This window comes from Pseudalkalibacillus salsuginis (assembly GCF_021646685.1).
In the GTDB taxonomy this organism is placed as follows: domain Bacteria; phylum Bacillota; class Bacilli; order Bacillales; family Fictibacillaceae; genus Pseudalkalibacillus; species Pseudalkalibacillus salsuginis.
Window position 1 is genome coordinate 24042 of record NZ_JAKJHW010000004.1, and the last position, 25123, is coordinate 49164.

Annotated in this window: 29 protein-coding genes; 21 read left to right on the plus strand and 8 right to left on the minus strand. The window is 40.7% G+C overall.

What is annotated here, in order from left to right; all coding sequences use genetic code 11:
- Positions 1-72 precede the first annotated feature (72 nt).
- Together ytvI and L1611_RS11960 are read right to left on the minus strand one after the other, a co-directional pair.
- On the minus strand, positions 73-1134 hold the full coding sequence (gene ytvI, locus L1611_RS11955; protein ID WP_236313358.1) for a sporulation integral membrane protein YtvI: 1062 nt from the start codon (positions 1132-1134) through the stop codon (positions 73-75).
- A 213-nt stretch (positions 1135-1347) separates the two neighbouring features.
- Positions 1348-1710 (minus strand): YugN family protein, encoded by a 363-nt coding sequence (locus L1611_RS11960; protein ID WP_236313361.1) that lies wholly within the window; start codon positions 1708-1710, stop codon positions 1348-1350.
- 367 nt (positions 1711-2077) lie between these two features.
- On the opposite strand from L1611_RS11960, the gene L1611_RS11965 reads away from it, so the two are divergent.
- The gene (locus tag L1611_RS11965) at positions 2078-3118 is read left to right on the plus strand and encodes a CAP domain-containing protein (protein WP_236313363.1); all 1041 of its coding nucleotides are present in this window, start codon (positions 2078-2080) and stop codon (positions 3116-3118) included.
- Between the two features lie 103 nt (positions 3119-3221).
- Here L1611_RS11965 and L1611_RS11970 read toward each other — a convergent pair whose 3' ends face one another.
- On the minus strand, positions 3222-3710 hold the full coding sequence (locus tag L1611_RS11970) for a PaaI family thioesterase (RefSeq protein ID WP_236313366.1): 489 nt from the start codon (positions 3708-3710) through the stop codon (positions 3222-3224).
- A 142-nt stretch (positions 3711-3852) separates the two neighbouring features.
- Here L1611_RS11970 and ylbD point away from each other — a divergent pair, with 142 nt between their 5' ends.
- The 3 genes from ylbD to L1611_RS11985 all read left to right on the plus strand — a co-directional run bounded on the left by ylbD (position 3853) and on the right by L1611_RS11985 (position 5147).
- A complete protein-coding gene (gene ylbD / locus L1611_RS11975; protein WP_236313370.1) occupies positions 3853-4272 on the plus strand; it encodes a YlbD family protein in 420 nt (139 codons plus the stop codon).
- Positions 4273-4289: 17 nt separating this feature from the next.
- A complete protein-coding gene (locus L1611_RS11980) occupies positions 4290-4517 on the plus strand; it encodes a YlbE-like family protein (RefSeq protein WP_236313383.1) in 228 nt (75 codons plus the stop codon).
- Positions 4518-4718: 201 nt separating this feature from the next.
- Entirely contained in the window at positions 4719-5147 is a 429-nt protein-coding gene (locus tag L1611_RS11985) for a hypothetical protein (protein WP_236313385.1), read from the plus strand.
- A 3-nt stretch (positions 5148-5150) separates the two neighbouring features.
- Here L1611_RS11985 and L1611_RS11990 read toward each other — a convergent pair whose 3' ends face one another.
- A complete protein-coding gene (locus tag L1611_RS11990; RefSeq protein ID WP_236313387.1) occupies positions 5151-5963 on the minus strand; it encodes an ATP-grasp domain-containing protein in 813 nt (270 codons plus the stop codon).
- A gap of 199 nt (positions 5964-6162) precedes the next feature.
- Here L1611_RS11990 and L1611_RS11995 point away from each other — a divergent pair, with 199 nt between their 5' ends.
- Together L1611_RS11995 and L1611_RS12000 are read left to right on the plus strand one after the other, a co-directional pair.
- Complete coding sequence (locus tag L1611_RS11995) at positions 6163-6603, plus strand: YlbF/YmcA family competence regulator (protein WP_236313389.1); 441 nt, start codon at positions 6163-6165, stop codon at positions 6601-6603.
- 865 nt (positions 6604-7468) lie between these two features.
- Positions 7469-7744 carry a YlbG family protein gene (locus L1611_RS12000; RefSeq protein WP_225065454.1) on the plus strand — a complete coding sequence of 92 codons (276 nt, stop codon included), beginning with the start codon at positions 7469-7471 and terminating at the stop codon, positions 7742-7744.
- A gap of 3 nt (positions 7745-7747) precedes the next feature.
- On the opposite strand, the gene L1611_RS12005 is transcribed toward L1611_RS12000, so the two are convergent.
- The gene (locus L1611_RS12005; RefSeq protein ID WP_236313398.1) at positions 7748-8125 is read right to left on the minus strand and encodes a DUF7147 family protein; all 378 of its coding nucleotides are present in this window, start codon (positions 8123-8125) and stop codon (positions 7748-7750) included.
- Between the two features lie 491 nt (positions 8126-8616).
- On the opposite strand from L1611_RS12005, the gene rsmD reads away from it, so the two are divergent.
- Together rsmD and coaD are read left to right on the plus strand one after the other, a co-directional pair.
- Positions 8617-9189 (plus strand): 16S rRNA (guanine(966)-N(2))-methyltransferase RsmD, encoded by a 573-nt coding sequence (gene rsmD, locus L1611_RS12010; RefSeq protein WP_322972550.1) that lies wholly within the window; start codon positions 8617-8619, stop codon positions 9187-9189.
- A complete protein-coding gene (gene coaD, locus L1611_RS12015) occupies positions 9190-9678 on the plus strand; it encodes a pantetheine-phosphate adenylyltransferase (protein WP_236313405.1) in 489 nt (162 codons plus the stop codon).
- A gap of 16 nt (positions 9679-9694) precedes the next feature.
- Here coaD and ylbJ read toward each other — a convergent pair whose 3' ends face one another.
- Entirely contained in the window at positions 9695-10915 is a 1221-nt protein-coding gene (gene ylbJ / locus L1611_RS12020; protein ID WP_236313406.1) for a sporulation integral membrane protein YlbJ, read from the minus strand.
- A gap of 128 nt (positions 10916-11043) precedes the next feature.
- On the opposite strand from ylbJ, the gene L1611_RS12025 reads away from it, so the two are divergent.
- Complete coding sequence (locus tag L1611_RS12025; protein ID WP_236313408.1) at positions 11044-11838, plus strand: patatin-like phospholipase family protein; 795 nt, start codon at positions 11044-11046, stop codon at positions 11836-11838.
- Positions 11825-12853, plus strand: a complete 1029-nt coding sequence (locus tag L1611_RS12030; RefSeq protein ID WP_236313411.1) for a SepM family pheromone-processing serine protease — start codon at positions 11825-11827, stop codon at positions 12851-12853. Before L1611_RS12025 ends, L1611_RS12030 begins: the two co-directional genes overlap by 14 nt.
- A gap of 76 nt (positions 12854-12929) precedes the next feature.
- On the opposite strand, the gene L1611_RS12035 is transcribed toward L1611_RS12030, so the two are convergent.
- The gene (locus L1611_RS12035) at positions 12930-14147 is read right to left on the minus strand and encodes a nucleotidyltransferase (protein ID WP_236313413.1); all 1218 of its coding nucleotides are present in this window, start codon (positions 14145-14147) and stop codon (positions 12930-12932) included.
- Between the two features lie 195 nt (positions 14148-14342).
- Between L1611_RS12035 and L1611_RS12040 the strand changes: the two genes are divergently transcribed.
- The 4 genes from L1611_RS12040 to L1611_RS12055 all read left to right on the plus strand — a co-directional run bounded on the left by L1611_RS12040 (position 14343) and on the right by L1611_RS12055 (position 17056).
- On the plus strand, positions 14343-14870 hold the full coding sequence (locus tag L1611_RS12040; protein ID WP_236313416.1) for a YceD family protein: 528 nt from the start codon (positions 14343-14345) through the stop codon (positions 14868-14870).
- A 60-nt stretch (positions 14871-14930) separates the two neighbouring features.
- Positions 14931-15104 carry a 50S ribosomal protein L32 gene (gene rpmF, locus L1611_RS12045; protein WP_221564071.1) on the plus strand — a complete coding sequence of 58 codons (174 nt, stop codon included), beginning with the start codon at positions 14931-14933 and terminating at the stop codon, positions 15102-15104.
- Positions 15105-15527: 423 nt separating this feature from the next.
- Entirely contained in the window at positions 15528-16289 is a 762-nt protein-coding gene (locus L1611_RS12050) for an enoyl-CoA hydratase/isomerase family protein (RefSeq protein WP_236313419.1), read from the plus strand.
- A gap of 116 nt (positions 16290-16405) precedes the next feature.
- A complete protein-coding gene (locus L1611_RS12055; protein WP_236313425.1) occupies positions 16406-17056 on the plus strand; it encodes an RsfA family transcriptional regulator in 651 nt (216 codons plus the stop codon).
- 82 nt (positions 17057-17138) lie between these two features.
- Here the strand turns inward: L1611_RS12055 and L1611_RS12060 are convergent, their stop codons facing one another.
- Complete coding sequence (locus L1611_RS12060; RefSeq protein ID WP_236313426.1) at positions 17139-17663, minus strand: N-acetyltransferase; 525 nt, start codon at positions 17661-17663, stop codon at positions 17139-17141.
- A gap of 168 nt (positions 17664-17831) precedes the next feature.
- Here L1611_RS12060 and L1611_RS12065 point away from each other — a divergent pair, with 168 nt between their 5' ends.
- The 7 genes from L1611_RS12065 (at position 17832) to mraZ (ending at position 25087) form a co-directional block, all read left to right on the plus strand.
- Positions 17832-19178, plus strand: coding sequence for an acetyl-CoA carboxylase biotin carboxylase subunit (locus L1611_RS12065; protein WP_236313428.1), 1347 nt, complete (start codon positions 17832-17834; stop codon positions 19176-19178).
- Between the two features lie 12 nt (positions 19179-19190).
- Entirely contained in the window at positions 19191-19403 is a 213-nt protein-coding gene (locus tag L1611_RS12070) for a biotin/lipoyl-containing protein (RefSeq protein WP_236313430.1), read from the plus strand.
- A 48-nt stretch (positions 19404-19451) separates the two neighbouring features.
- Positions 19452-20990, plus strand: a complete 1539-nt coding sequence (locus L1611_RS12075) for an acyl-CoA carboxylase subunit beta (protein WP_236313433.1) — start codon at positions 19452-19454, stop codon at positions 20988-20990.
- A gap of 306 nt (positions 20991-21296) precedes the next feature.
- On the plus strand, positions 21297-22208 hold the full coding sequence (locus L1611_RS12080) for a 2-dehydropantoate 2-reductase (RefSeq protein WP_236313435.1): 912 nt from the start codon (positions 21297-21299) through the stop codon (positions 22206-22208).
- On the plus strand, positions 22201-22584 hold the full coding sequence (locus L1611_RS12085) for a DUF3397 domain-containing protein (RefSeq protein ID WP_236313438.1): 384 nt from the start codon (positions 22201-22203) through the stop codon (positions 22582-22584). Before L1611_RS12080 ends, L1611_RS12085 begins: the two co-directional genes overlap by 8 nt.
- Positions 22585-22772: 188 nt before the next feature.
- Positions 22773-24392, plus strand: coding sequence for a bacillithiol biosynthesis cysteine-adding enzyme BshC (gene bshC / locus L1611_RS12090; RefSeq protein WP_236313441.1), 1620 nt, complete (start codon positions 22773-22775; stop codon positions 24390-24392).
- 263 nt (positions 24393-24655) lie between these two features.
- The gene (gene mraZ, locus L1611_RS12095; protein WP_236313453.1) at positions 24656-25087 is read left to right on the plus strand and encodes a division/cell wall cluster transcriptional repressor MraZ; all 432 of its coding nucleotides are present in this window, start codon (positions 24656-24658) and stop codon (positions 25085-25087) included.
- The last annotated feature ends 36 nt before the right edge of the window (positions 25088-25123 follow it).

Sequence of the window (25123 nt, forward strand, 5' to 3'; positions counted from 1 at the left end):
TTGGGAGATTTGAGGTTTCAAATAGTACCTGGCACACAAAAGAGCTGACCTTTATTGGATCAGCCCTTATTTTTAGATTTTGAAATTTGTTTTAACGATCCCTGCTTCACGTGCTGAATTGAAGATGATGAGTAGAAGTGGCCCGATAATGAAACCGATCACCCCAAAGAGCTTCAGACCCAGATACATGGCGATCAAGGTTGAAAGTGCGGATAAACCGATATGATGCCCCATCACTTTCGGTTCTACGGTCCTTCGTACGATCAATAAGATACCAGCAAGCACTGCGAGCTTCGTTCCTAATACCATGTTGCCAATCAAGAGATAATAGAGAGCCCATGGACCGAGGATGACGATGGAACCGATTATCGGGACAAAATCAATGACCCAAATGATGAAGGCCATCAATAGAGCAACCTTCGGAACGATCATATACAAACCGATCAGTGCTGCTACAAAAATGACGATACTGACTAAAAATTGAGCTTTCATGAAACCGAATATGACATATGACAGTCTCGTACTCATAAAGTGGACCTTCTCGGCAGTCTTTTCAGTCATGTGTGCGTAAAACCCTTTTTTCAGTCTTGGTATGTCCAAAAGGAATAGGAATAAAGCCAGCAGATATACGATTATACTTACTAAAAAGCTCGGAATAAAGGAGACGAGCGAAGTCAAGGATTCAACATAGTTCCTCTCAAGAAGTTTTATTCTGATAGACTCCAAAAATCGATCGACTTGACTGTTGATTTCAATGACGAATTCTTCGGGTAAATCTTGTGCAGCTTTTTCAAAGTTTTTCTCTATATCATCCCACACATTGTTCACTTCTGAAATATAGGTTGGGGAATTCTCTACAAAATTGATTGCTGAGGTAACTACTTTCGTCACTAAAAAATAACTGCCAATACCAAGTAAAATGACGAAAAGAGAAAAAACAATGAACACAGATAAATGACGTTTGAGTGAAAACTTTCTTTCAAACATCTTCACTGCCGGCTCTAAAATAAGCGCTGAAATAAGTGCAAAAACGATAGGCAGTGCTAAGGGCAATACCCATATGAACGCTGCAACGATTATAAGTGCGATTATAGTAAAAATGATCCAGCGTTTACGAGTTGAAAATTGGTTCAACTTGGTCCTCCTTACTCATTAGAAGATTCGATATGTATAAGCCTTTCCTAATGCAGGTCATTATTAATGAGCTCCTTACTATATATTATATTGCTTTTGTGAAAGTATGAACAGAGCCATGGCCGGAAATGAATGGATTGTTAAACAATTTTAAATAAATGACTCTCTTTTCTTTTTTAATCACTAAAAAAAGGGCGACTCAGTCAGCCCTTTTCATACGGTATGGTGCTTATCGATTTCTTCTTTCAACTCATTCAAAAGCTTTTTGCAATTTGCAACGACATGCTTAGGAAAATCCTCATCATATTCGACTCCGTGAGGATAATAATGCTTTCCGAGATACGGTTCCATGACTTTGATCAATGCATGTGGAGATTCAACTTCCCCTTCTACTGCATAACAAGGAACACGTAAATAGAAAACTTCGCCAGTATCCATGCTTTCAAACTTATAGTCATATGTAATTCGTTCGTAATCCCACTGTCCGGCACGTACTAATCCAACATTGTGCATTAAATGTTCAAGTATTTCGAAATTAACGACTTTACCTGCTAGTCCGATTTCTTCAAATTTCATGTGTTATCCTCCACATCCTTCGATATGTTCTTCCTTCATAATAATAGTATGAATCAGCTGAAGATGCAATCTTTCAAAAGATTATTCCGTATATTTATGTATGACTTTTGAAAATAAATCAAAAATTTGGCAAGACTAGACAATAAGAATAGCAGTTTACAATCATTCACATTGACTCATACCACCATACTGTTGCGATAATATATCTAATTTTTATTTACCCTCATACGATAGGTATAGGAATCGGACAGATTGAATAGGATGTTAATTAGTAGATTAAGCCCAAAGGATAGACAAGTATTCAGCTATAAGGTAATGTGAAAATAGGATTCGACAAATATTTCTTAAAGATCAGGGGGAGGGGCATATGAGAAGTATTGGAATGGTCATTGTCATAGCATTCATAATGTTCGGATTCAGTATTTTTTACGATGATATCGTAAATCCCCCTGAATTCAATGAGTCTCCAACCGAGCAAACCGATTCTAGTCCCTCTGAAAACCCAAATGAAGACCTTAAATTGCCAGAGTCGGGAATCCAGCAATTTCTACAGATGAATCAAGAAGAGTTACTAACAAAAATCGGAGAACCTGACCGTATTGATCCGACTCCTTATGGATACCAGTGGTGGATATATGATGAGGATCCGGATAAGTATATTCAGCTTGGTGTTGACAAAGGCAGAGTCGTTACGTTGTTTGCCCTTGGAAGAGATGTAGATGTTTCTCCATTGGAAATTGGGCAACAACGTTCAGAAATTGAAAAAAAGGTCAAAATGAATACAAAGGCAAAACTGGAGTTTGATGGAAATGAATACCAATTCGAATTGACGGAAGAAGAAATGAACACGAGGCCACTTGTGAAACTGAATGGGGCATGGGCCCAGCTCTATATGGATAAATTCGAAAAAACACTTGTAGGGATTCGTTACTTGACGCCAGAAATACTGATTATGCAACGACCTTATTCCCTTGAGTACCGAGGGAGGCTTATCGAACAACCAGAATTAGCTGAAAAAGATTGGGAAGAGATTCAAAATGCAGAAGAACTTCAAATCTTTACAATGACAAATGTCATCCGCAAGCAATACGATGTTCCCGCTCTTCATTGGCATGAAGAAACCTCTCAAGTTGCATATGGCCATAGTAAAGAAATGAACGAAGAAAATTACTTCTCCCATGAATCGCCAAACACAGGAAGTTTATCTGATCGATTGAATCATCAAGATATTGACTATTCCCAGGCAGGCGAGAACATTGCAGCCAATTATATAGATGGAATTGAGGCTGTCATCGGTTGGTTGAATAGCGAAGGACACCGGAAAGCTATGTTGAATGAGGAATTTACACACCTCGGGGTTGGTGTTTATGAAAGATATTATACTCAGAACTTCATTGTCCCCAGATGATTTAAATAATGAATAGACGTATTCGTAAAATAAAAGGTGACTCAAACGGCCGAACTAGCCTTTCGAGTCACCTTTTTAAAGATAAAGGGCGTTTGTACTTCTCTTACCTTGGGATTAAATAGAAGCTTCCTGTTGCTGCAGCGACAAGAATCCCTTCTTCATTGTAGATTTTTGCTTCAGTTACGGATGTTTTTGTCCCTAAGTGAAGGATCTCTGCTTTGCATACAAGGAATTCACCAACCCCTGGAGCGGTATAGTTGATTTTCATTTCGGATGTCACAGCGACTTTGTCATTCGGTATCTTCCTGTTGACGAAGGTGCCCATTGCAGTGTCCGCAAGAGTAGCTGTAAATCCTCCATGGACGATATCCACCGAGTTATCTAAAAACGGAGTGATAGGGATCGTCATGACAAGCAGATCCTCCTCCTGTTCAATTTCCGTTTTCATGAAGCTTGTTATGTAGGTGCTGTAACTCCCGAATTGCTTTTCACAGATCCCATCCACTATTTGTTCCAACACCATTTTATCTTTGTCAGAACCGCTTTCTAGTATGGCTTTTACCTTCTCTAGCAGTTGATTTGATGATTCCATTCCTAGTCCTCTTTTCTTTTTGCCTCTTTTTAGTGTATCAATGAAAAAATAATTCTTGCAACTATAAAATAGGCGAACATAATCAACTCCTGCGTTGTACTATATACTGTAGGCTTGAGTTGAACGTATGGGAGGCATTATAGTGAGTAAGCAAGCGAAAAATAATGAAAAGGTCGAACAATTCAAGATGTTTGTACGCTCACACCCTGGATTAATCGATCACGTAAAGAACGGAAACCAGACATGGCAAGATGTTTTTACAGAATGGAATCTTCTAGGTGAAGATCATGAACAATGGGGTAAATATATAGAGCGAGAAATTGGAGTTTCATCAACTACAGCAGCAAAACCGAAGAAAAACGGGAAAAATGTGAATGACCTTTCAGTAGGTGAAATCCTTTCGATGTTCAAAAATCTGGATATTGATGAAGTCCGTCAATATGCTTCACAAATCAGTTCTGCAATGGCAGGTATCCAAGATATGCTACAGCACTTCCAAAAAGGTCCGGGAAAACGACCACCTTATCCAAATAATCCATTCAGCCAGTTTTTTAAAGATTAGTAAAGGGAGTAAAAAAGATGCGTAAAGAAATCATCGATTACTTAGATCAGCGCCCAGACCTGAAGTTCATTGTCAGAGAACATCCTGATTGGTATAAGAAACTATCCCGTAACCCGGCTGCGATACAGGAGTTGGAAAATGAAGCAAAGTTTTTCTACGGCCAGACTTTCGGGCAGAAGATCGACCGCCTGCATGGACAGATAGAGACGATATCACGACTAGTCCAACTATTTGGAAAACATTGATTCGGGTTGACTCGATATAGAGTGGCATAACCTCCAATTACACTTTTATAAGGTTATACACCACTTATGAGTCAACCTTTTTATTCTCATTGTGGGACAAGCATTGTGAATTCACCAGTTATCCATAATTACTTTTCCCATGCCCATGGATATTTTAACTAGCACCTGCAAAACCTATTGGGTGAGGAGGTGCATCCTATCGTGTGGAAAAAACGTCTATTTATTATAGTATCAGCAGTATTTTTTCTCTCTGCTTGCCAGGTCCAAGGAAATGGGAAAATCCAAAAAGTGACCATAGAAAAAGACCCTTCAATCTTTAAGGCATTAGAAGTCACCAGCCCTGCAACATCACTATCCATGACAGTGCGGCATATGATTTCAAATGGCAACGTGTTTGTTGAATGCTACGTGCCTGGATTTGAGTTTACTGAGGCAAGCAGTCAAAATAAACAAAAAAAAGGGCATTTGAGGATCTCGGTTGATCATCAAAAACCCTATCCTGTTTATAAAGCTGCATTCATTATAAAGGATCTTCCGAAAGGGACCCATCATATAGCTGTCACCCTGATTGATGCGAAAGGTGAAGCCATTGAAGGCCTGAATAAAGAAATTACAGTAACAATTTCTTGAACATTACGAAGGGACTTGCTCGGTCGTCCCGAATGGATTCGGAGGATACAAGGGACTGAACTGTCGTAATAAATATTGGAATATCTTTTCTTGGATATTGATTTCTTGGCTTCTTAACGCTTCATTTCCGAATAACGTATTGAACTCTAGAAAATATATTTGTCCATCGACCAATGCAAGATCGAATCCTGCATGGTTTATGTTCAACTGTTTGGCTATACCGATTGTCAGCTTTATGGCTTCTTCCGGAATATCGAGGATTGAAATCTTCCCGCCTTGTGAGACATTATTGTGGAATTGACCTTCCCCTGAGCGCCAGTACGCAGCGATTACTTCTTCTCCCACTATACAAACCCTTAGATCCCTGTCCATTTCTAAAAATTCCTGTACATAAAGAGTGGTATTGTTTCTTGCGTACTCCAAAAAGTCTTCTCTTGAATTGATCAGAAAAACACCTCGACCCATCGAATTACGGGGTTCTTTTGCCACAAATGGAAAAGGAAAAGTTTCAAGTATATGGTCGATGTTACTTTTTGAATTTCCAAGAATCTCCGTGTAAGGGACATGAGCTGGACAAACAGTCCAAAGAGCTCTTGTCATTTCTACTTTGTCGTATCCTAGATGGATGGATTCAACACTAGGAAAGATCGTTTTCTTAAGACCATATACAAGTGAATTGACTTGCCAATGTTCGGGAAATAAGATTACATCAGCATCCTTGATCGATGCTTGTTCCCGAAACATAAGTTCTGGCTTGATATATCTTACTCCGGGCAAACCAATCGTCCGAAATGGATTGAATGTTACAATTTTCATTTTGCTATCCCCTAAATTATACTAAACGAGAAAATTATATAGCGAAACAAGGGGACTGTCAATAAAATTTTCATGTCCAAAAAATGAAAGGAAAGCCTCTGAATGGAATATCTTAGAATGTGGGATTGGCAATAATGGGTTCACTTGTGGCATACTATACGTAACCCATAAATAAAGGGGTGGAGGTGTATGTTTTCATATGTTAGCAACAGTTGAAGGTATAGAGATCCTAGACGGGGCAGATGAACTGGCATCTGTAATCGTCAATTCAGACATAGGACAAGAATATAAAGAAGCGAAGAAAAAACTTCGAGAAGATAAAGAGGCTCAGAAGTTGATTGATGAGTTCTCCAAAATGAAGGAAAAGTATGAGGAAGTCCAAAGGTTCGGGAAATACCACCCAGATTACAAGACGGTTTCAACCGATATAAGAGTTTTGAAACGTGAAATCGATTTAAATGAGACTGTCGCAGCGTTCAAAAGAGCAGAGAAGGAATTGGAAGGGCTTTTGAACGAAATCTGTGGCGTATTAGCAGGTCAAGTTTCGAAAAACATTAAAGTTCCAACAGGCAACCCATTCTTCGATAATATGTCTTGTGGCGGTGGATGTGGATCCGGAGGGGCTTGTGGCTGCGGATAAAATGGAATAGAGTTGGAGAGGATCGGTCCAATTTGGATCATCCTCTTTTTTAAAAGGATAAGAAAGTATAAAAATTTTGGTTCGATGAAGGGATGTCCAGCTCCAACGCCTAACCACTTGGATCACTTCAGCCCTCCTGCGGCGGTCGACACATTGATTTAGGTCGAAGTGGTTACCCACGCAGAACCGAACTTTGTTTGGTTCGAGCCTCCTCGACGGACTTCCAGTGACCTTCGTGGTTAACCAGGGCGTTTCCGCTTTTCTTGATGTCCAGCTCCAACGCCCAACCACTTGGATCACTTCAGCCCTCCTGCGGCGGTCGACACATTGATTTAGGTCGAAGTAGTTACCCACGCAGAACCGAACTTTGTTTGGTTCGAGCCTCCTCGACGGACTTCCAGTGACCTTCGTGGTTAACCAGGGCGTTTCCGCTTTTCTTTTTATTTTATACTTATCGGAATCGAATGCAGTCATGACATAAGTTCCCACAACAGAACATTTTTTGTTGTGGAACATAAAAACGGCTCCGGTAGACAAGCAGGAGATTTTCTTTTCGTACATAAACCGATTCGAAGTGAAGCCGTTTTCCCTTCATGGCTTTTACAGCGGCTTTCTCAATAAGTGGTTCAACGGTTTTTCTCTCTACTGGGGAGAATGACGTCAAATAGAGAAACGGTATGCCCGCCCTTTTTGACAAGGAAACGTCCTTGAATTTTGAGGTGCTGAGCAAATTTTCGATAAACGCATTCCTAACCATTTCAAGGTCCATATGTACAGCCCCCCTCAGTAAATGTCCTATAAGTGATTGCGCGGCATTTGCCTTCATGCTAGACTGAATAAAAACTGGTGAAAAGGAGTTCCCCTAATGCTGACGAATCGTACCGGATTGGCCGTCTGGCTTCATTCTTTAAAATATATCAAACAGCTTCGCAAATTTGGCAATATCCATTATGTATCGAAAAGGATGAAATATGCTGTTCTGTATTGTGATACGGAACAGAAAGACCGGATCATCGAGAAGATCGAAAAACTTCATTTTGTAAAAAAAGTAGAGCCTTCCCATAAAGCCTATATAAAGACTGAATATCAAAATGCACGTCCAGACAAGGCCAAAGAATACGACTATAAAATCGGTCTGTAATGATTATTGCCAGGCAGGTATGACGTGCTGCATTCTGAGAATTCCGGTTAAATATTGATAGTATAGCTCTTTTTCGTTGAATTCGTTCGACGGTCTTACTTCAAGAACCTTCAACTCTTTATTTTGCATAGAGGCACAGTCCTGGAACAAATCCCATCGTTTCGAGTGCTCTGGAACACCCTCAAGACAAATATATATCGGTTGGAAGTTTGATTCCCCTGCTGGTTGTAAAACAATCGCTACGGAACAAACTTCTTTTTCATTGATCTTTGTCTTCAAAGCAATGAACCTTGTAAGACGTTCAGCATTCGTTTCAGCTATTTCGATCAGTTCATATATATCAGAGTAGCCCTCCCCCAGTTCAATGAAGCGTTGAATCATGATTTTACCTCCTTGTTCATTTCATCTCATTCCTAACTTTAGCATGGATAACCCATACTGTGAATCGGTTGCATTTTACCATTATTAGAAAAGGCTTGTTATACTTGATTTTTCATTTTTGCGCAATTCACTCCATTTCCATACTCATCATTAAATTTCAGCAAAGCCAGCTGAGCCTTTGCTGCACTTATACCTTCTTAACATATAAAAAAAGCCCGCAGGAATGAATCCTGCGGGCTGTTCCATACCCTTACATGCCTAGAAACATTACGGAAATGTTCATTTGCCGTAGGGACAGAACAATGGGAGAGGAGAAACCGGAGTTAAGCCTATGGGGAAATTAAGCTTACTCCGTGGTTCAACTTACAACACCTGTGAGGGTGCTGTAATCCTATTATTGTACAGTTCAGAAGCTTATATACGCTCTATTTAAGAATTGTCCGTTTTTATGGTAGGATAATGGAGGTAAATAAAATTACGACGAGGTATACATGATGAGAATAATATCAGGTGAATTTAAAGGCCGTAAGTTAAAGTCTGTACCTGGTTCAGGTACAAGACCCACCTCCGATAAAATACGTGAATCAATCTTCAATATCATTGGTCCCTACTTTGATGGAGGCATGTCATTGGATCTTTACGGTGGTAGTGGTGCTTTGACGATAGAAGGCCTTAGCCGAGGGGTGGATAAGGCGATCATCATTGATGCAGACTCCAAAGCGGTGGAGACGATAAATTATAACCTCCAAAGTCTTGATTTGTCTAATAGAGCCGAGGTTTTCAGGAATGATTCATATCGCGCATTGAAAGCCCTCCGAAAAAGAGATACCCAGTTTACATATGTATTCCTTGATCCTCCTTACAAAAAGCAAAAGATCAAAAAGGAAATCGAGTTTTTAATGGAATATGGTTTGCTTGAACGAGCCGCAATGATTGTCTGTGAGCATGATGCAGTGCTTAAGCTTCCTGAAGAAATCGGTACTTGTTATCGCTTGAAGCACGAGCAATATAATAGCACGACAGCGGTTACAATATATAGAAATGAGATAGAGGGGGAAAGATAAATGAGCAAGAAGCAGGCGATATGCCCAGGGAGCTTTGATCCGATCACCTACGGCCATCTTGATATCATTTCAAGAGGTGCAAGTGTTTTTGATGAGGTAATTGTAGTTGTTGCGAATAACCAAAGTAAAAAATCGCTCTTTTCTGTCGAAGAGCGTATAAATCTGATAAAGGAAGCGACCAAGGACATACCGAACATTAGAGTCGACTGGTGTGAGGGATTGCTTATGGATTATGTCCGAACGACCGGTGCCAAGGTTATTTTAAGAGGATTGCGTGCCGTTTCTGACTTTGAGTATGAAATGCAGATCACTTCGATCAACCGGAAGCTGGATGAATCAGTTGAAACCTTTTTCATGATGACCAATAATCAATATTCATTCTTAAGTTCCAGCATCGTTAAAGAGGTTGCAAAGTACCATTCCCCGGTTACCGACCTTGTACCTAAGGTGGTAGAAGAAGCTCTGAAGGAGAAGTTTGCAAAAAAATAAATTTTCACAGACTTCTCTACATCATTTTGAATTGTGTTATGGAGCGTAATTGCATCAAGATGAAAATGACTAAGCTTATAAAGGTAACAAAAGCACCTATAGTCAACAGGTGATGCCATGTATCATAAATCCAAGAAATCGATGGATGCGATGCAAATGTTTCAACAGCTGTTCCATTTGTCTGGTTTAAATAAAGAGGTTTCCATAGGATGACCGTCAATATCGCTGCGATGAATCCATGCAATACTCTAGCCAATAGAAAGGGTTTGAACCGGATATCTGTTTCCGCTAATATACTAGCCACTTGCGCTTGAACTGAAAAGCCATTGAAAGCCAGGACGAAGCTGACCAAAACAGCTTGATCGAGAAGTCCAGGCCCACTGGTTTCACTGATCAATTTGCTGCCAAGTGTGATTTCAAACATTCCTGAAAGAAAGGGAGGAATAAGCACTTGAGCAAAGCCTAGTAAAGTCGTAAATGTGGACAGGACAGACGCCATAAACATAGTAATATGGAACTCTGTCAGCATACGGTTCAATACTGAAAAAAGAAGGATGAACCCGCCAATCATGAGTAAAGTCTGTATCGAGTGTTTGACGGCGTCACCGAGCTGTTGTCCGAATGGACGTGAATCCATCTTCCTGACTTGATACATCCTGTTGAGTGCATACATCAAGCGGTTTTCTGGAATAGGAATAAAAATATGTCTTGGCCGAGACTCAGGTGGTCCATAAAATCGCATGATGAATCCTACAAAGATATTACCAATATAATGGGCTGCTGCTAGAAGGACACCCAACTCTGGATTATGAAAAAAGCCGAAAGCCACAGCACCGAGTATGAATAATGGATTAGAACAATTCGTAAATGCGACTAGACGCTCTGCTTCAATTCGCGAAATTTCTTTCTCTTGCCTGAGTCTTGCTGTCAATTTCGCTCCAGCCGGAAACCCTGATGAGATCCCCATCGCCCAAACAAACCCGCCTGAACCTGGCACTCTGAATAGAGGGCGCATGACCGGTTCCATCAAAACACCGACGAATCTTACAACACCGAAGCAGATCAATAGTTCACTTATGATGAAAAATGGGAGCAAAGAGGGGAAAACGATTTCCCACCACATTTTCAATCCAGCCAATGATGATTCAAATGCTGCTTTTGGGTATACCATTAAGGAGAATGCAAAAAGGGAAGTTACAATCGCAAAAAGTAAATTTTTCAAACGGGAAGGGTACAATCCGAATCCTCCTTATGAATACGCTAATATATACGTGACATTAGATAAGTTGTCCTCATTCATTTATACGTGAATATGCCGAGATTAGACCTCTATGAGAGGTTCTCAATGAAAGAGGAGGTCATCCTGTGAATCAGCCCAAGATCGGTTTAGCTCTAGGTTCTGGAGGGGCTAGAGGCTTTGCTCATATAGGTGTTTTAAAAGCTTTGTATGAAGCGGAAGTTCCTATCCATATGATTGCAGGAAGCAGTATGGGGGCTCTGGTAGGAGCATTTTATTGTACCGGCCATAAGCCGGATACGATGGTGAAGATGGCAAGGATGTTTCGTAGACGGTATTATATGGATTATACGGTTCCCAAAATGGGATTTGTAGCTGGAGAAAAGGTGAAACAGCTTATATATGCTTTGACGAAAGGCTGTAGGATAGAAGATTTGGACCTCCCATTTTCAATCATTGCTACCGATCTTTTGAAAGGCGAGAAGGTCGTCATTACTAAAGGACTTATATCTGAAGCAGTCAGGGCTAGCATCGCTGTACCAGGTATTTTTGTACCGTATGAAAGGGATGGACGGCTCTTGGTCGATGGAGGTGTGATCGACAGGGTGCCGGTTTCCGTCGTGAAGGAAATGGGGGCGGATCTCGTCATTGCTGTTGATATTTCGCACATTAAAGAAGACCCGGAAATCAATACGATCTTTGATGTCATCTTGCAGAGTATCGATATCATGCAGCGGGAACTCGTAAAAGCAAATGATATTGCTACAGATGTACTGATCAGGCCACTGGTGGAAACGTTCAGTTCTTCTGCATTTAAAGACATAGATGAGATCATTGCCATCGGGGAAGAAGAAACTAAAAATCGTATTCAAGATATTGAAGCTGCGATTCGTGACTGGAGGAAGAACCATGAAAAAAATTAGATCCCAATGGCCCTGGGTTGTCATATTATTAGCCTTTGTGATTGCTTTCCTGCCGCTGCCATATTATTTCACACAGCCAGGCGATGCAAAGGTGTTGAGCCCTATTATCGAAGTAGAAGAAAAGAATCAAGCAAAGGGATCCTTCATGCTGACGACAGTATTAGTAGGGAAAGCCAACGCTGCAGAATATTTATGGGCCAAGGCCAGTGAATATCGGGAAGTGATTCCAGAAGACCAGATCAGGGGTTCAGACGAAACGGAAGAGGAATATGAATCAAGGCAGCTCCAGATGATGCAAAGTTCCCAGCACGCAGCAACCATAGTCGCTTTTAAAGAAGCGGATAAGTGGATTGAAATCATCAATAAAGGTGTCTTCATAACGGGAGTCATATCAGGTATGCCAGCAGCGGAAAAACTAAAGGTTGGGGATCTGATCACCTCCTTGAATGGAGAAGAAATCAAAACTGCTGAAGAGCTCGTCAACAGATTGAAAAAGTTTGATGCCAATGAAAAAGTTCAACTGACTGTCAATAGAGATTCAAAAGAAAAGGAAATCACACTGTCTCTGAAACCTTTTCCGAAAAATATTGTCCAGAACAGTGAAGAAGAACGTGCCGGGATTGGTATAACTTATCCAGTCACATTTACCGAAATCGAGACAGATCCGCATATGAAAATTGAGACCAATAATATCGGTGGTCCATCTGCAGGTTTGATGTTCACCCTCGAAATCTACAATCAATTGACAGAAGAGGATTGGACGAAAGGGTATCAGATTGCTGGAACAGGGACGATGAACGAAAAGGGAGAAGTTGGACCGATCGGCGGGATTAAACAAAAGATCGTGGCAGCTGATAAGGCTGGTGCTGAAGTTTTCTTCGCCCCGGTCAAAGCGGACAATTACAAACACGCAAAAGAAGCTGCAGATGATATCAATACTGAAATGAAAATCGTCCCGGTTGAAAAATTCTCTGGTGCCCTGGAGTATCTGAAGGGCTTGAAAGAAAAGGGCTGATAGCACAATTTGACCTCGCTATTTATTTGGTTGGAGCCTCTTCTTCTGACCTCCAATGACCTTCGTGACTGATTTCTTAAACGCGAATCGGAGGGTTTGAATATTCCTGTCTCCAAAGCCTTGAATGGTGCTCAACTGGAAAACCGAGGATATATGTATTCGTCGCTATGATGTCCAGTTGCAAAAAGTCATCAGTATGTTTAGAAAGTGTGCTGACGATTGGAAGTTCAACCTTCTTTTTATTGGCGTTCAGATACAGTTGTCCCTTTTGGTTCATTCCTAGCAAGCGGATGTAAGTCGGCTGCACTGTCAATGCTTTATCCATTGTTTCTTTTTTCGCGTTTGTCAGTAGATGTGTACATAGCCTCTGAAGCCGTGTCCACGTATATCTTTTCGTCTTGACATCTTCAAGAAACCCGGAAAAGGATTCCGAACGTAAAATCTGGTTCATCAGCCGATTCTCGATTCCTTCGACACATTCATATACCTGGGATAATTCCTCTGGAGAAGATGTGATCAGTCTATGTTTCAAGAAATTGAAATAACGTTCCCAGCTAATGAATGTTCCGAATATTTGTTGGTGTTGACCCAATCCGTTGAATGTCGTCGGGGGGACGAGATCTTTGATACCAGAGAGGCTCCCTTTGTCGCCGAACAGGATTTTTCTGATTCCAGTAGCGCTGGCAATCTTGTCAGTTCCATGTTCTTCATCATGATAACCTGCGCCAGTACGCTGGATTGTATCTATATTCATCGTAGACCCTATTTGACAAATTGAATTCACATAATGATACCCCAGAATATTATTCGGTTTTGTCAGATCGACAGATTCCTGTGGCCTGCCTTGGAGTTCTGAAAAAGCCATTGAAGCTGCAGTCGGGTAACTGACCCCTGTCTGGACATGTTTTTGAATCCAATCGTTATATTCCTTTTGGTTTTCGTTAAGGAAATCTACCGTATTCATGAAGGGTTCTATTTTTCCGGATTCACTGCCAAATATGATTTCATCGCATTTCAATGCATCTAGGATGGAGACAGCTCCAAAAGCAAATCGATCTGCACGTTGGGTGGCAAAAGCATACGGAAGTTCGACGATTAGATCGACTCCGGCCTCCAGTGCCATTTTTGCCCTTGTCCACTTCGAAACAAGTGCAGGTTCCCCCCGTTGCAGAAAGTTACCGCTCATGACAGCTATGACTGTATCTGCCTGTGACTGTTTCTTAGATTGTTGCAAATGATATAAATGGCCATTATGAAAAGGGTTATACTCAACGATCAATCCTAAGGTTTTCATGATATTACTCCTTCTAATTTGGTAGTGGGAAAGGATATACGTTAAAATTGGGATGAACGTGTATGGATGATGAAGGTCAGTCTCCACTATTGTACCAAATTGCAAAGGTTCAAGGAAAATGACTGTAAAGAAAAAATGTTGACAATTTATTTTTTGAAAGCTATAATTACTACTGTTGCCTTGAGGTGATGACAAATGAAATGGTCCATACAACAACTGAGAAGTTTTCAACGTAAAGGACTAGAACTTGATGAAACAATCGAGATTGACTCGATCTGTGATTTTGATCCTGAAATCCGCGAAATAACACCTGTCCACGTAAAGGGTTATGCTGAAATCAATCAAAATCGAGCTGTATTCCATTTGACGATGGCTGGAAAGATGACGCTGCCTTGTGCAGTAACTCTTGAAGATGTACCTTTCCCTTTCAAAATCCATTCTACAGAGATATTCTTGTTTGAACCAGATTATGGTATGGATGCCGAAGAAGAGGACATCCATGTTGTCGAAGACAATACAGTTGATCTGATACCTTATATCCGGGAAAACATATTGTTGGAAAAGCCGTTGAAGGTCATCAGCTCTGAACCAACTGATAACCCTCCTGCTCCTCCATCAGGTAAAGGATGGGACGTAGTTGAGGAAGAAGAGGATCGACAAGATAAGGTTGATCCACGGATGGCCGATTTGGCCAAATTTTTTAATGATAGCGATAAAAAGTGAAGAAGCGTCAAACCAATTGACATTCTCTAGCTGAACAATTCCTTCAAGGAGGTGGAAACCATGGCAGTACCTTTTAGAAGAACCTCTACAACTCGTAAGAACAAGCGTCGTACTCATTATAAGTTGAAAGTACCTGGAATGGTGAAATGCCCACAATGTGGCGAATACAAGCTTTCTCACCGCGTATGTCCAGAATGTGGAACGTACAAAGGAAAAGAAGTAGTAGAAAAGTAAGACCAACAAGAGTGCCTGTTTAGGAGTGCAAATTCCTGACAGGCACTTTTTGGATTGTTGATTCGATCAATTAAACAGGAATCAGTGTTTTATTTCGTAGATTGGTGCAATAATGTTTAAAGTCGTGCAATTACCTTTCTAAATCGTGTAATTCTTTTTCAAAATCGCACAATTAAGAAAAGTGACCTTCATTTTAGAACTTATCCTATGTATTAAAGCCAAAATAATTATTGATATCGCCATCACCGACCTCTTCAAATAACATTTTTAGCCGCTACAACAATCAAAATTCCTTTCTTAAGCACAACGATAAGCATCTCAAAACACTTCAAGTTCATCTTAAAGCTTCATACCTGAAAAGTCGCCTTACTGTTTTGATATAATGGATAGAACCAGCTATTTTATGCATAAGTAGGTGATCATATGGAGAAAGTGCAAGTGGAAATCAAAAACGGCATTTGCTGGCTGACTTTAAATCAGCCAGAGCGATACAATGCAATCGACCATGACATGATTGCTTTATTGGATCGTTGCTTGACAGAGGTAAAGGACAATCATACTGTAAAAATACTCGTGATACGTGGGTCGGGAGAAAAATCATTCTGTTCAGGTGGTGACTTGTCAGTCTTCCACCAATTACATACTGAGAAAGAAGCGTACAGAATGCTTTCTAAAATGGGAAATGTCTTATTCAAGGTTTTCTCTTTTCCTAAGCCTGTGGTTGCACTCCTCAATGGGATAGCGGTAGGAGGTGGATGCGAAATCGCTTCTGCATGCGATTTCAGGGTTTCTTACCCGAACGTAAAATTCGGTTTCATTCAGGGAACGCTCGGAATTACAACCGGATGGGGTGGATCGACCTATGTTATGGAACGTATGAACCCTGAGAATGCTTTGGAGATGTTGATCAGTGCGAGGAAATATTCAGCTCAGGAAGGGTATGAAAAAGGGTTTATCCAAAAAATATTAGCTGAAGAAGACCCTATGAAAGACTTTTATGAATGGATCCAGTTCTTTACAACGAAAACAGCAAGTGTTCAAGAAGCGTATAAACAACGCCGTTTGGATTGTTATGATCTTATAGATATCAAAAATCGGGTTGAAAAAGAAATAAGTGATTGTTCCCGGTTATGGGAGTCAGATGAACATCATCAGGCAGTGAGAACCTTTTTAAACCGCAAGTGAGTGGTTGGTATCCGTTCTGGACATCCAAGAATAGAAACTTTTACTAGAACAAAAGTCTATCTTTTCTACCATCTGCATATGTTGTAAGTAAAGTAGAAATGTTTGGAGGGATGCAAATGGGCTCGACACGTCAGGATGCTTGGAATCATGATGAAGATCTATTGCTAGCAGAAGTCGTTCTGCGACATATACGGGAGGGCGGAACTCAACTAGCAGCATTTGAAGAAGTTGGAAAAAAATTATCTCGGACATCAGCGGCATGCGGTTTCAGATGGAATTCATTAATCCGGAAAAAATACGATGCTGCCATAGCCATTGCCAAAAAGCAGCGAAAACAGATGATGAAAGAGAAGCAACCGAAAACACATTCTGCTACCAATGCTGGACAGCAATCACATACTCCTCAAAATGATCAAGAAGAAATAAGGGTAATGAACAGAACAGATGTGAAATCAGATTTATGTATGGATGATGTGATCTATTATTTACAATCCATTCGATCGGCTGAGCAGAATACACATACGATCCAAGGGGAAAATGAACGATTGAAAGAAGAACTTTTGAAGCTTGAAAAGGAAAATGAAGTATTGAGTCATAAACTTCAAAAATTACAGACTGACTATGAACATGTTTATGAAGATTATAAGATCATGTTGAATTTCATGGAACGGGCAAGGAAAATGGCAGTGACAGACGGAGATGAACAGGATTCTCAAGTGAAATTTCAAATGGATTACAATGGAAATTTAGAAAAAGTGGAAAAGTAAAGAATAAGCTGACGAAAAAAGTGTCAGATTCTTCAAATGAAGGATCTAACACTTGATTCAAGTCAGCTTTTCGTTTTATAAATCACAATTCAGTGGAAGATACGTCCGTTTCTTTGATCGGTCCATCTTCCTTTTCTGTAAGCTCTTGTTCTGCAACTCCTGCAGGATACCATACATAAGGATTTTCTCCGCGATCGCGGCCAGGGTTGTACGTTACAGACGAAAAGCCCATCTTTTCCCAAAATTGACTGGACCTTTGTCGTGCATTCGTCTTAATAGGGAGATTAAACGTTTTTGCGTAGTTGACGAGTGCACTACCGAACCCTTTCTTATGGTAATCTGGTAAAACTTCCAACTTCCAAAGTTCAAGGTAATCTTGAGGCGGATCGAAATAACGGTCATAGGTTCCATCAATACGATAAAGGCTCATTCTGGCAACCAATTTGTCCCCATAGTATACCCCGTAAAAAGGTGATTCGCTATCGTTATCAATGATATTTTCCTGCAAATCTTCCAGCATAGATAATTCTTGGACTCCATATTCCTTGAACTTCTTGAATTCTTCTAACGTTTTATAATTAACGAGAAGTTTTTGTACTTTATACATCGCTCGGCGTCCCCCTTCATTTATTCTCCCTTTCTATCTAATGTTATTATATAATAAAGTTACGAAAATTTCTGCAAAAGTAAAAAATTTCTGCAGGATTCTACAGGAATTAGGCGGATTCTTGTTGAAAGTAGTAGATTGTAGCCCAGAGAAATAGGAGGAGATGGTTTGAAAAAGATACTGATCGCAAACAGAGGAGAAATTGCAGCCAGGATAGTCAAAACGTGCGAAAAATTACAGATTGAACCAGTTATCGTATACTCACAAGCGGATAAAGATCTTCCTTATGTGAAAGATGCCAACATAGCTCATGAAATCGGTGAGCCTCCAGTAGTCAAATCATATTTGAACAGTGAACGTATTTTGGAGATTGCACTTCATGAAAAGGTTGATGCGATTCATCCTGGATATGGATTTCTTTCAGAGAACGCGGACTTTGTACGAAAAGTTGAAAACGCTAACATTAAATTCATCGGGCCCTCTGCGGATGTCGTAGAAGAGATGGGCGACAAGGTGAAAGCGAGAAAGACGATGCAGGATGCAGGTGTTCCTGTCGTGCCCGGCAGTGACGGTCCGCTCAGTGATGTGGAGGAGGCAGTCCAACTGGCTGCTGATATAGGTTATCCGGTTATGATCAAGGCGAGTGCAGGCGGCGGTGGAATCGGAATGCAGCGGTGTGAAGACGAGAAAGCATTACGCACAGCATTCATTTCCAGTCAAAACCGAGCTAAAGCTTATTTCGGTAATGATGAAATGTTCATGGAAAGGTTCATTTCTAACAGTCGCCATATCGAAGTGCAAATCTTCGGTGATGAGCAAGGAAATGTCGTTCATTTGTTTGAAAGGGATTGCTCGATCCAGCGCAGACACCAGAAAGTCATCGAGGAGACACCTTCGCCATTTTTAAGTGAAGAGGTTCGCCGACAGATTTGTGAAGCGGCTGTCCAAGCTGGTAAACATGTGAATTATACGAATGCAGGGACAGTTGAATTCATTGTGGATGAGAATGAGGATTTTTATTTCTTGGAAATGAATACACGGTTACAGGTGGAACATCCAATCACAGAAATGATTACTGGATTAGATCTGGTAGAATGGCAGATTAATGTAGCTCAATCAAAACCATTGCCATATTTACAGGGGGAACTTACCAAATCAGGGCACAGCATCGAATACAGGATCTATGCAGAAGATCCGCATACCTTCTTACCTTCCCCGGGAAAGATCGAGAAATTCCAATACCCGACCATTGAAGGTGTACGTGTAGATACTGGGTTCAGTTCCCAGACACAAGTGACACCATTTTATGATCCGATGATTGCAAAAGTCATCATCTACGCAGAAGATCGGGATAAAGCACTGGAAAGATCCCGACGTTTCTTCGAGGAATGGACCTTAGGCGGAATCAAACACAATGGACCTTTATTCGATCAAGTATTAAATGATGAATCATTTCAAAAGGGAGAATACACTACAAATTACTTAAACGAAATGATAACAAAAGTTGAAAATTAGGAGTGATCCAACATGAAAGAAGTAACAGCATCAATGGCAGGTACCGTATTAAACGTATTGGTTTCAGAAGGAGAAAGTGTATCAGCAGGGCAAGCGGTCCTTACACTTGAATCTATGAAAATGGAGATCCCGATTGAAGCAGCAGCAGAAGGTGAAGTTGAATCTGTCAACGTCACTGTAGGAGATTTCGTTAATGAGGGTGACGTGCTCGTTGTCATGAAATAAAAATGAATGAGCGCTCGTTCTCTTAAAAAGCAATAAAGGAGGAATTGGATGTTGAAGACAATGAATGAAACATTGCATGAGGCCTCATCAAAGATAGAAGCAGGCGGTGCTGAAAAGTATCATGAAAAGCTGAAAGCCCAAAATAAATTGTTCGTCAGAAAACGCCTCGAATTATTATTTGATGAGGATTCCTATAAAATTGAAGACGGAAAATTCGCGAATAACCAGGCTGAAGGGTTACCGGCTGATGGAGTCGTAACGGCGATCGGGAAGGTGAATGGCCAAAAGGTTTGTGTAATGGCGAATGATTCAACCGTAAAGGCTGGTTCCTGGGGTGCAAGGACGGTTGAAAAAATCATCCGGATTCAAGAAACGGCCATGAGACTAAAGGTACCTCTCCTTTATCTGGTCGATTCGGCAGGGGCACGGATTACAGATCAGATCGACATGTTCCCGAATCGCCGTGGGGCCGGTAGGATCTTTTATAATCAGGTGAAAATGTCAGGGATGTTGCCTCAAGTCTGTATCCTATTCGGACCTTCTGCTGCCGGCGGCGCATATATCCCTGCATTTTGCGATACGGTCATTATGGTAGACCAAAACGCTTCCATGTATTTGGGATCCCCGAGAATGGCTGAAAAAGTGATTGGGGAAAAGGTTACCCTTGAAGAGATGGGCGGAGCTCGAATGCATTGCAGTGTAAGCGGGTGCGGAGATTATCTAGCAGCAACAGAAGAGGAAGCAATCGGGTCCGCACAGAGCTATCTCTCTTACTTCCCATCTAATTATAATGAAAAACCTTATAAAGAAGAGGGGAAATTGCCAGTACAGGGACGGAGTTTATCTGAAATCGTGCCTGAAAATCAAAATGTCCCATTTGATATGTATGAATTCATTGACGGACTTATTGATGAAGGTTCATTTTATGAAATAAAGAAGTTGTTCGCTCCTGAAATCGTGACCGGTTTTGCACGGATTGATGGAAAAGCAGTCGGGATCGTGGCAAACCAGCCGAAAGTCAAGGGCGGCGTTTTGTTTGTAGATTCGGCTGACAAAGCTGCGAAGTTCATCACATTATGTGATGCCTTTTCGATTCCATTATTGTTTCTTGCTGATGTACCAGGCTTCATGATCGGTACGAAAGTTGAGAGAGCAGGGATCATCCGACATGGTGCCAAGCTGATCGCAGCGATGAGCGATGTCACGGTTCCGAAAATTTCGGTCGTTGTCCGAAAAGCATACGGAGCTGGCCTCTATGCTATGGCAGGGCCAGCTTTTGAACCAGATTGCTGTATAGCGCTCCCAACTGCCCAAATCGCAGTAATGGGACCTGAAGCAGCTGTCAATGCGGTATATTCTAATAAAATTAATGAAATTGAAGATCCGAAAGAGCGGATGAAATATGTTCAAGAGAAACATCAGGAATACAAGGAACATATCGATATTTATAAGCTTGCTTCTGAAATGATTGTTGATCAAATAGTATCTGCGGATGATTTACGTGCGGAGCTGATCGATCGGTTTACTGCATACGAGTCGAAAGAAATGATCTTCAGTGAACGAAAGCATCCAGTGTACCCGGTTTAAGACTTAATGGGGCTGTCCCAAAACAATAGTGTCAGATACCACCACACAACATTTTGTTTCAAAAACACATTTTTTCTCAAAATGTTGCTAGGGACGGTGAGAGTCAGACACTAATGGGACAGCCCCCTTTTTTGTATATTTTTTAAGTTATTGGGATCATTCTCGAGTTATTCATTTCAAATTTGGAGCATTGGAAAATATAAGAGTACCGATGAATGGATCAAATTACAATGGAAAGATTTATCAGTAGAGTCAATTTTGTGCTACTATAATCTTACAAATCCTTGTTCAAAGGTTGGGGTTATCATGAAAATTGGGGTTATTGGTGGCGGCGCGATAGGACTGCTATTTACAGCTTATCTTTCAAAAAGTCCTCATGATGTTGTGCTTTGTGTGAGAAGGGAAATCCAGCGACAAGCAATTCAGACAATGGGACTGACTTTGAATTTTGGGACTTCAGTATATACTTGTCAACCTGATGTTCGTTTACTATCAGGTAGAGATCATGGGGACATTGATGTATTGATAGTCGCAGTTAAATCTTATGATGTTGAGCAAGTAATGCCTGAAATCGGTGAAAGGTTCAGCCGGACACGTTCTATTCTGTTTGTACAGAACGGCATGCAGCATCTCCGTATCTTGCCAAAGCTGCAGATGCATTCAATCTATTTGGGGGTGGTAGAGCATGGTGCATTAAAAGAATCGGATCATTCAATCATCCACACAGGACTGGGGCAAACCAAAATCGCGCCTTATCTGGATGGCCATTCCGGATTCAATTGGGAAAAGCTCTCAAAAGAAGACTTCCCATTCACTTACCAAAACGATTGGTATGCCATGCTCAGTGAAAAACTACATATCAACGCTGTCATCAATCCCCTTACCGCTATATTGAAGGTTAACAACGGTGCTCTCCTTGCCAATCCATATTGGTTCTATTTGATGAAACAAGTCAGTAAAGAAGCTTGTAAAGTCTTGAACATCGAAGATCATGAAGCTTGGAAGGATTTAGTGTCAGTTTGCGAAAATACTTCTTTAAACAAATCTTCCATGTTAAGGGATATAGAGAATAATCGAAAAACAGAGATCGACGCAATTAATGGCTTCCTTCTGAATGCTGCCCAACAGAAGAGTATCGAAGTTCCTAATAATCAATTCGTATATCAAGTCATCAAAGGGATGGAAGATCATATGGAAAGTAGGGAAAACAATGGTTGATTTTTTATTAGCATCCTTGGGGGTATTGGTGACGGTACCTTTATTGGCTTGGATCATGGTTTATTGGATAACACGAAAAATAACCCGCCATAAAAAACGGTCCTTCCTGTTTGCTACAGACGTGACCACTTTTTTCCTGATTCTTTCTGTCATATTTACCCTATATACCATTTGGGGGAATGCTTTTTTGTGGCCGATCATCATCATCATTTTAATACTGATTATCAGTATTACCTTCATATATTGGAAACAAAATAAAGACATCGGACTTTCCAAAATCATCAAGGCAACCTGGCGCTTAAATTTCCTGCTATTTTCTTCCGGATATCTAGTCCTTTGTATATATGGGTTGATCAATCGTGTATTTGCCCTATAAAAATGAATTTTATGAGAAGCGGTTCCAGTAGTTCCTGTACTAACGTATATATATCCTGATTTGTGATTTTCCTGGTACGATGTTGGATTCTTAGGAGATATAGGCAGATTTGTTGGGAGTAGAATCGGTAATTTGCTATACTCATATTCGCAAAGCGTCTGTCGTGTTTTTAAGAAAGGAAGAAATGTATGAAAGTGCTAGAGCTACCTTTTCAAAATAAAGATAACCTCTTTTCTGCCTATCTGAAGGGAAATTCAGATGTAGGAAGTTTATTTGATTATAATCCGTTTGAGAACGAAAGCTATATCGATCGTTGGAAAGACCTTCAGGAAAGAACCTTTCCTAGAACTGCCCTTTACAATCATCTGACTTCATATCATCAGTCTTTACCAGCTGAGAGTAAAACATTTGATAATATTGAAAAATTGAAGGACCCCAAATCGACAGTTGTTGTGACAGGGCAACAGGCCGGGTTATTGACAGGTCCTTTGTATACGATACATAAATGCCTTTCAACTATCCTTTTTGCTCAGGAAAAAGAACGTCAACTCGGAACGCCTGTCGTTCCGGTGTTCTGGATAGCAGGAGAGGATCATGATTTTGATGAAATCAATCATATCCACATACCGATAGATGGGCAACTTAAAAAATACAAATTGAATTTATATGAAGGTATGAGATCAGTTTCTCATATAGAGGTTGATGAGGATCTGTTGTTCCCATGGGCTGAAGAAGTGATCCGTTCTTTCGGGGAGACAGAGCATACACAAAAACTCAAAGATCTGATCCAAAAAGCTATCAAAGAGAGCGACACATTGACTGGATTTTTCGCTTACCTTATGGTTGCGCTCTATAGTGATTTCGGATTGGTCATCCTTGATTCCCATCATCCGGATTTGCGAAGAATTGAAACGCCATTCTTTGAGAGCATGATCCGCAAAAATGAAAAAATTGATGAGGCTTTTCAAAATGGCCTTGCAAATGTCAATAACCTTGGGCATGCCTCACCCATCGAATCCGAAGAGGGAAGTGCACATCTCTTTATTGAAGAGCGGGACACTAGAGTTTTGTTAATTCGTGAAAATAGCTCGTTTCGAGGTAAAAACAACGAATGCCTTTATAATGAAGAAGAGTTATTGAATATTGCACAAACAACACCATCAAGGCTCAGTAATAATGTGATCACCCGCCCGTTGATGCAAGAACTTCTCTTGCCGACATTAGCCTTTGTAGGTGGTCCTGGGGAAATCAATTATTGGAGTGCATTGAAACCTGTCTTTCATGCTTTTGATATGAAGATGCCACCTGTCCTGCCACGTTTGTCACTTGTACTCCTGGACCGTTATACCCAAAAGACAATCGAGGAGAAGGAACTTGACCCCGTTCAGGTCGTTTTTAATGGTGTATTGGATGAAAAGGATAAATGGTTGGCTGACAATACAGATTATGATCTGGATGAAGAAATCGGTCATGTATTGGAAGTATTCAAAAAGGGACATGACAATTTAGGGAAAACGGCTCATGATATTGATAGAGGGCTGGATCGATTGACTGAAAAAAACTGGAGCATCATTGAAGATCAAATCCTCTTCTTGAAGCAAAAGATGGAAAAGTCCATTTATCAAAGACATGAGGTCGAATTGAAAAAATTCGATCATATACAAATGCACCTGCTGCCAGATGATCAGCCTCAAGAAAGAATATTGAATGTCTTCTATTTCATCAATCAAATCGGATTTGAATTCATTTCAGAATTAGCAACACAATATTATTTATGGAACGGGAATCCAAAGGCGATAAAACTCTAATCGAATACGATTGTTTTACGCCATTCCAACCTGTTCGTGAAAAATCAACAGCATTAATGAAAACCTGGACGGAATAAAGGGAATCACCCCTTTATCATGTCGTATTTCAGCTGACGATACTGTAAAAAAATAGCGATGAAAACTCGGGAAATCCTGCATTTATAAGCAGGATTTTTTTTTGTGGAAAAGAATTATTAAACAAGTGGTGTGAAGTGGGGAGTTGTGGTAGACTTAGGGAAGAAAGTGGGGAGGGGGACCCGTATATGTTCATGGGAGAGCATTTACATACCATTGACGATAAGGGAAGAATGATCATCCCCTCGAAGTTCCGTGATGAATTAGGAACCACTTTCGTACTAACAAGAGGACTAGATCAATGTGTTTTTGGTTACCCTCTTGAAGAATGGAAGCAGCTTGAAGAAAAGCTTAAAGCACTCCCATTCACCAAAAAAGATGCACGCGCCTTCACAAGGTTCTTCTTCTCAGGAGCCGCAGAATGCCAGCTTGATAAACAAGGGCGTGTAAACATTGCATCTACACTACGTCAATATGCAAAGTTGGAAAAGGACTGTGTCGTAATTGGGGTAAGTAACCGGATCGAAATTTGGAATAAAGAGGTTTGGGAAGATTACTTCAACAAGTCTGAGGATTCATTTGGAGAAATTGCAGAAAGTCTCATGGATTTTGACCTTTAAAGGGATGGGACGAGCGTAGTTAGAGCGGAAATTGAG